Annotated in this window: 5 protein-coding genes and 3 pseudogenes; all 8 read left to right on the forward strand. The window is 68.4% G+C overall.

All coding sequences use genetic code 11. From position 1 onward, the window contains the following. The first annotated feature begins 35 nt into the window (after positions 1–35). Positions 36–821, forward strand: coding sequence for a twin-arginine translocase subunit TatC (gene tatC / locus SZ55_RS15765; protein ID WP_044408006.1), 786 nt, complete (start codon positions 36–38; stop codon positions 819–821). After that, complete coding sequence (locus SZ55_RS15770) at positions 818–1,525, forward strand: 16S rRNA (uracil(1498)-N(3))-methyltransferase (RefSeq protein WP_044408009.1); 708 nt, start codon at positions 818–820, stop codon at positions 1,523–1,525. The genes tatC and SZ55_RS15770 overlap by 4 nt, the downstream gene beginning before the upstream one ends. An 86-nt stretch (positions 1,526–1,611) precedes the next feature. After that, positions 1,612–2,673, forward strand: a pseudogene (locus SZ55_RS29105) (methyl-accepting chemotaxis protein); the annotation flags it as partial. Beyond that, positions 2,668–3,531 (forward strand): methyl-accepting chemotaxis protein, encoded by an 864-nt coding sequence (locus tag SZ55_RS29110; RefSeq protein WP_371320947.1) that lies wholly within the window; start codon positions 2,668–2,670, stop codon positions 3,529–3,531. The pseudogene SZ55_RS29105 and the gene SZ55_RS29110, both read left to right, overlap by 6 nt. Before the next feature lie 205 nt (positions 3,532–3,736). Continuing rightward, positions 3,737–4,822, forward strand: a pseudogene (locus SZ55_RS29115) (methyl-accepting chemotaxis protein); the annotation flags it as partial. A 255-nt stretch (positions 4,823–5,077) separates the two neighbouring features. Further along, positions 5,078–5,677: pseudogene (locus SZ55_RS29120) on the forward strand (methyl-accepting chemotaxis protein); the annotation flags it as partial. A 55-nt stretch (positions 5,678–5,732) separates the two neighbouring features. Further along, positions 5,733–6,155, forward strand: coding sequence for a UPF0158 family protein (locus tag SZ55_RS15785; protein WP_044408017.1), 423 nt, complete (start codon positions 5,733–5,735; stop codon positions 6,153–6,155). A gap of 338 nt (positions 6,156–6,493) precedes the next feature. Next, positions 6,494–6,654 (forward strand): helix-turn-helix domain-containing protein (locus tag SZ55_RS27510; protein ID WP_152644501.1); only part of this gene is annotated, 161 nt, incomplete at its 3' end.

Genomic DNA, 6,654 nt, shown 5'->3' on the forward strand with positions numbered 1-6,654 from the left:
CCGCCCGCCGAACCGCCACAGCCGCCCCGCCCCCTATGAGCGACCAGAAGCCGGAATACGACCAGGAGATGCCCCTGGTCTCGCACCTCGCCGAACTGCGTACCCGCCTGCTGCGTTGCGTCGCGGCGGTGTTCCTGATCTTTGCCGGGCTGTTCTACTTCGCCCAGAAGATCTACACCCTCGTCTCCGCACCGCTGCGCCAGTACCTGCCGGAAGGCGCGACGATGATCGCCACCGACGTGGCCTCGCCCTTCCTCACCCCGTTCAAGCTGACCATGGTGGTGGCGCTGTTCCTCGCCATGCCGGTGATCCTGCATCAGGTCTGGGGCTTCATCGCACCCGGCTTGTACAAGCACGAGAAGCGCGTGGCCATGCCCTTGCTGGTGTCCAGCATCGTGCTGTTCTACTCCGGGATGGCCTTCGCCTACTTCCTGGTGTTCCCGCTGATCTTCCACTTCTTCGCCAGCGTCACCCCCGAAGGCGTGGCGATGATGACGGACATCGCCAGCTACCTCGACTTCGTCATGACGCTGTTCTTCGCCTTCGGCGTCGCCTTCGAGATCCCCGTCGCCGTGGTGCTGCTGATCTGGATCGGCGTGGTCGACGTGGCCTACCTGAAGAAGATCCGCCCGTACGTGATCATCGGCTGCTTCGTGGTCGGCATGATCCTCACCCCGCCGGACATCTTCTCCCAGACCCTCCTGGCCGTGCCCATGTGGCTGCTGTTCGAGGTCGGCGTGTTCTGCGGCGGCCTGGTGCGCCGGCGCAACGACACGCCGGAAAGCGAGCCCGAAGACCAGCCGCCCGCCACCCGCCCGTGAACCTCCTGCTGCTGGAAGAGGGCGATTTCGTCGCCCCCGGCCACGCCCTCCTGCGTGGCCGCCGCCTCAAGCACCTGCATGACGTGCACCGCGCCGAAGCCGGTGACAGCCTGCGGGTCGGCCTGCTCGGCGGCGCCATGGGCGAAGGCCGGCTGACCGCACTGGAGGCCGACCGCGCCGAACTGCAGGTGAGCCTCGACCAGCCGCCGCCGGCCAAGCTGCCGCTGACCCTGCTGCTGGCCCTGCCACGCCCGAAGATGCTCCGCCGCGTGCTGCAGACCGTCGCCACCATGGGCGTCCCGCGCCTGGTGCTGCTCAACAGCTACCGGGTCGAGAAGAGCTTCTGGCAGACCCCCTTCCTCGAACCCGCCGCCATCCGTGAGCAGCTGATCCTCGGCCTGGAACAGGGCCGCGACACGGTGCTCCCCGAGGTGGTGATCGAGAAACGCTTCAAGCCCTTCGTCGAAGACCGCCTGCCCGCCCTCGCCGCCGGCACCCGTGCCCTGGTCGGCCACCCCGGCCCCTGGCCGGACTGCCCCCGTGCCGTGGAAGGCCCCGTCACCCTCGCCATCGGCCCCGAAGGCGGCTGGATCCCCTACGAAGTCGAGAAGCTGCAAGCCACCGGATTCGAAGCGGTGCAACTGGGCGAACGCATCCTGCGGGTCGAGACGGCGGTTACCGCTCTGCTCGCCCGCCTGTTCTGACAGGCGCCCCATCAAGCGCCCCGGCAATCCGCCGATAAACTTCCACCTCCCTCAACCTCTCTGCCGCGTTCGCCAGGAGAAGAAGCATGTCACGCTGGTTCGGTAACCTCAGTGTCAGCCTCAAGCTCGCCATCGGCTTCGGCCTCGTTCTGCTGCTCACCCTGCTCATCACCCTCACCGGTTGGCTCGCCATCGACGAAACCCTGGATCGAGGCCAGAAACTCCAGGACTCGGCCAACCTCAGCGAGCTGGCCAAGGACCTGCAGATCAGCCAGCAGGCCTACCAGCTCAAGCAGGACGCCAACAACGCCGAGCGTGTACGCGCGCGCGTGCAGGCCATCAACGACCACACCCGCACCCTCGAACAGCACTTCACCGACGCCCGCGACCGCGAGCACATGGAGCAGGCCCGCCAGGCGACCCAGGCCTACCAGGCCGCCTTCACCGAGCTCGGCAAGGCCTACCAGACCCGCGAGGGCGCGCGCAGCCAACTGGGCACCAGCGCCGACGCCGCCATGGCCTCCATCGGCAACCTCATTGAGCGCGTCCTCGCCGACATCACCCTCGACGATGCCGGCCGCCTCACCCAGTTCCACGAACTGGCCGACCTGCGCCTCTCAGTAATGCAGGCCCGCTTCCAGGTCCGCGGCTACACCTTCAGCAACGACCCCAGCTTCCAGGATGCCGCCCTGCAAGCCGTGGATGCCGCCCTCGGCGGCCAGGCCAAACTCGCCGCCGACCTGGGCAACGACGACACCGACCTGGCCCAAGTCGGCAGTAACCTGAAGACCTACCGCGATGCCATCAGCGCCTATCGCCGTGCCAACGACAGCGCCCAGGCCCAGTTCGACGCCATGGGCCAGCAGGGCCAGCGCCTCCTGGAAATCAGTGCGCGCCTGTACACACAACAGAACGCCAAGCTCGAAGCCGAGACCCGCCAGACCCACGTCATGCTGCTGGTGGCCTCGATCATCGCCCTGGTGCTCGGCCTGTTCGCCGCCCTGCTCATCACCCGGCAAATTACCCAGCCCCTGCGCGACACCCTCGACGCCGCCGAGCGCATCGCCGCCGGCGACCTCAGCCGCGACCTGGTGGTGCAACGCAGCGACGAACTCGGCCAGTTGCAGGGCAGCATCCAGCGCATGAACGCCAGCCTGCGCGACCTGATCGGCCGCATCCGTGACAGCGTCACCCAGCTCGCCAGTGCCGCCGAAGAACTGTCCGCCATCACCACCCAGACCAGCGCCGGCGTGAACGCCCAGAAGGTCGAGACCGACCAGGTCGCCACCGCCATGAACGAGATGGCCGCCACCGTCCACGAGGTCGCCCGCAACGCCGAAGACGCCTCCCAGTCCGCCAGCGCCGCCGACCGCCAGGCCCGCGAAGGCGAGACGGCCGTCAACGACGCCGTGCAGCAGATGGACCGCCTGGCCGACGAGGTCACCCGCTCCAGCGATGCCGTCACTCACCTCAAGCAGGAGAGCGAGCGCATCGGCAGCGTGCTGGACGTGATCAAGACCGTGGCCGACCAGACCAACCTGCTGGCCCTCAACGCCGCCATCGAAGCCGCCCGTGCCGGTGAAGCCGGTCGCGGCTTCGCCGTGGTCGCCGACGAAGTACGCGGTCTGGCCCAGCGCACCCAGCAATCCACCCAGGAGATCGAAGCGCTGATCGCCGGCCTGCAGAGCGGTGCCCAACGCGCCGCCAGTCTGATGGAAACCAGCCGCGAGCTGACCGACAGCACCGTCGAACTGACCCGCCGCGCCGGCCGCCGCCTGGGCGCCATCGCCGAATCGGTGTCCACCATCCAGGCCATGAACCAGCAGATCGCCGCCGCTGCCGAGCAGCAGGGCGCCGTGGCCGAAGAGATCAACCGCAGCGTGGTCAGCGTGCGCGACATCTCCGAGCAGACCGCCTCCGCCAGCCACCAGACCGCCACCTCCAGCGTCGAACTGGCGCGCCTGGGCGGCAGCCTGCAGGATCTGGTCAGCCGCTTCCGCGTCTGATAGCAGGCCGCCCGGGCCGGCCATCAGACGAAATATCAAACTGCCATCACGTTCTTGCCGGCGCCCCGGGGCGCCGGCTACTCTCCCGCCCCCGCGTCACAGGCCGCCGTCTCGGCAGCGCCTTTCCCAATAACTCCAACAGACGCCTCACCCGCCACGGCGATGCCCCGCGCACCGCCGGGCTTACGCATTCCCGGGAGAAACCATGTACCACTGGTGCACACAACGGCTGGCCAACCTGCGGGTCGGCCGCAAACTCACCTTCGGCTTCGGCCTCGTCCTGCTCCTCACCCTGGCGGTGATGTTCACCGGCATCCGCGGCATCGACCGCATGATCGACAGCAGCGACCAGATGGTCACCGTCAGCGAGCTGGAAAACACCATCAAGGACGCCCGCGCCCAACGCCTGCAGTTCGTCAGCACCGGCGACCTGCAGCACGCCCGCAACATCGAACAGCTGATCGACGCCATGCTCGCCATCAGCGACCGCCTGGAGGCCGACGCCCACACCGCCCAAGGCCGGACCCGACTGGAGCAACTGCGCAGCGAGATCAACGCCTACCGCCAGTCCCTCGCCGCCCTGATCCGCGCCCAGGAGGACCGCAACGCCGCCCGTGCCGTGCTGATCAAGTCCGCCGAGGCCGTACTCGCCCAGTTCGCCGAACTGCAGAAGCGGCGCTTCGACGACCTCGCCCGCGACCCGACCAACCCTGCACTACTGGACGAAACCCGCACCATCACCGGGCTCAACCAGCAGCTGCTGTCCATCCGCTACCTGGTGCGTGGCTTCGTCTTCCAGCAGACCCCGGAATCCGAACAACCGGCCCAGGCCGCCCTGGCGCAGTTGCAGCGTGACCTCGACGCACTCAGGCAGCAGGCCACCGGCGACTTCGCCGACTACCTGGCCCGCGCCCGCCCCTCCTTCGATGCCTACCTCAGCGCCGTGCGCCAGTTCGGCCAGGGCGTCGAGGCCAGCCGCGCCGCCATCGACACCATGGGCAAGCACGCGGAGACCATGCGCGACCAGGGCAACCGGATCTACGAGCTGCAGGTGAAGGCCCGCAGCAGCGACGCCACCAGCGCCCGCAGCCAGCTGCTCGTCACCACCCTGTTGGCCATCAGCCTCGCCGTGTTCGCCGCCTGGTCCATCAGCCGGCAGATCCTCGACCCGCTGCGCCAGGCGCTGGCCTTCGCCTCGCGCATCGCCGACGGTGACCTGCGCGCCGAACTGCAGGCCGATCGCCAGGACGAACTGGGCCAGCTGCAGCGCGCCCTGCAGGCCATGGCCGGCAACCTGCGCCAGCTGATCGGGCGCATCGGCGACGGCGTCACCCAGATCGCCAGCGCCGCCGAAGAACTCTCCGCCGTCACCGAACAGACCAGCGCCGGCGTGAACGCGCAGAAGGTCGAGACCGACCAGGTCGCCACCGCCATGAACGAAATGGCCGCCACCGTCCACGACGTGGCGCGCAACGCCGAGCAGGCCTCCGAAGCCGCCGCCTCCGCCGACCGCGAGGCCGCCCAGGGCGACCGCCTGGTGCGCCAGGCCCTCGGCCAGGTGGACCGCCTCGCCGCCGAAGTGGGCCGCTCCACCGAGTCCGTGCAGCAGCTGCGCCGCGAGAGCGACAAGATCGGCAGCGTGCTGGACGTGATCAAGACCGTCGCCGACCAGACCAACCTGCTGGCCCTCAACGCCGCCATCGAAGCCGCCCGCGCCGGCGAGGCCGGGCGCGGCTTCGCCGTGGTCGCCGACGAAGTGCGCGGCCTGGCCCAGCGTACCCAGCAGTCCACCGAGGAAATCCAGGAGCTGATCGCCGGCCTGCAGAACGGCAGCCAGCAGGCCGCCGGCATGATGGAAAGCAGCCTGGAGCTGACCGAAGACACCCTGCGCCTGGCCCGCGAGGCCGGCGACTCGCTGACCTCCATCACCGGCGCCGTCTCGGCCATCCAGTCGATGAACCAGCAGATCGCCGCCGCCGCCGAGCAGCAGAGCGCCGTGGCCGAGGAGATCAACCGCAGCGTCCTCAACGTGCGCGACATCTCCGAGCAGACCGCCGCCGCCAGCGACCAGACTGCCGCGTCCAGTGTGGAGCTGGCGCGTCTGGGCAACGAACTGCAACAGATGGTCGGGCGCTTCCGGGTCTGACACCGCCCGCCGGAGGGCGTAGGATCGGGCCTTCCCCCTAGCCGAGGCCCGAGCCATGCGCCCCCTGACCATCGACCTCGACCAACTGGCCTTCGCCCTCTCCACCGAGGGCCTGGACCACTACCTGGACCTGCTCACCGGCAAGGTCCTGCTGATCCCCGAAGAGGATGCCGCCCCCCAGCTGGAAACCCTCCTGCGCGAAGAGCCGGAGCGCTTCCTGCTGGTGGAACCCCTCACCCACGGCGACGAGCTGCGGCTGATGGAGGAGTTCCTCCACGAGGTCGTCCACCCCCACGCCTACACCGCCCTGCAACAGGCCCTGGCCGGCCGCAAACCGGCCCGCGCCTTCCGCCACGTGCTGATGGAATACCCGGTGCTGCTGGAAGCCTGGCACCGCTTCGAAGCGGCCCGCCTGAGGGAGCTGGCGCAGGACTGGCTGGAGGACAACGAATTGCAGGCGGCGACGCCCCTGCATTGACGCCTTTGAACCCAGCTTGATGCGCATCTGAATGCTCTGCCTGGCGTCTGTGGTGGGGCGGGGACAGCGCCCCTTCAGAAGGCCAAGCGCAGTCGTTGCGCAGGGGGACGAGCGGCATGGATGCCGCGAGAGGCGCGCCAGGCCAGGGATGGCCCATCGCGCCGGCCCCCGTAGCAGCGACGGAGCGAGGGGAGTCCCGCGAAGCGGGACCCGGATGGCGGGGCAAGCCTTTTTGGTTTCTTTTGGGGCGACTGCTGTACAGACCGGAGACATAGCTGACAGGTGTGCGGAGACATGGTTGACACTTTCCGGCAAGCCAGCCTTGCCGGGTAACGACCATGCCTTGGAACACGAGAGACGCTATGAGCCTAAAAGCAGAGTTCATTGCCCTGGCACTTCTTCCCGACAGCAACCGAAGGGAGCTGTGCCGCCGTTTCAACATCAGCCCGCAAACAGCCTACAAATGGCTAAAGCGATATGTCGCGGAAGGTGCTGCGGG

The sequence above is a fragment of the Pseudomonas sp. FeS53a genome, assembly GCF_000931385.1.
Taxonomy (GTDB): Bacteria; Pseudomonadota; Gammaproteobacteria; order Pseudomonadales; family Pseudomonadaceae; genus Metapseudomonas; species Metapseudomonas otitidis.

What these genes read in the sequence shown, in the direction of transcription:
- tatC (WP_044408006.1), top strand. Translation starts at nt 36, where the DNA reads ATGAGCGACCAGAAGCCGGAATACGACCAGGAGATGCCCCTGGTCTCG.
- SZ55_RS29110 (WP_371320947.1), top strand. Translation starts at nt 2,668, where the DNA reads ATGAACGCCAGCCTGCGCGACCTGATCGGCCGCATCCGTGACAGCGTC.
- SZ55_RS15785 (WP_044408017.1), top strand. Translation starts at nt 5,733, where the DNA reads ATGCGCCCCCTGACCATCGACCTCGACCAACTGGCCTTCGCCCTCTCC.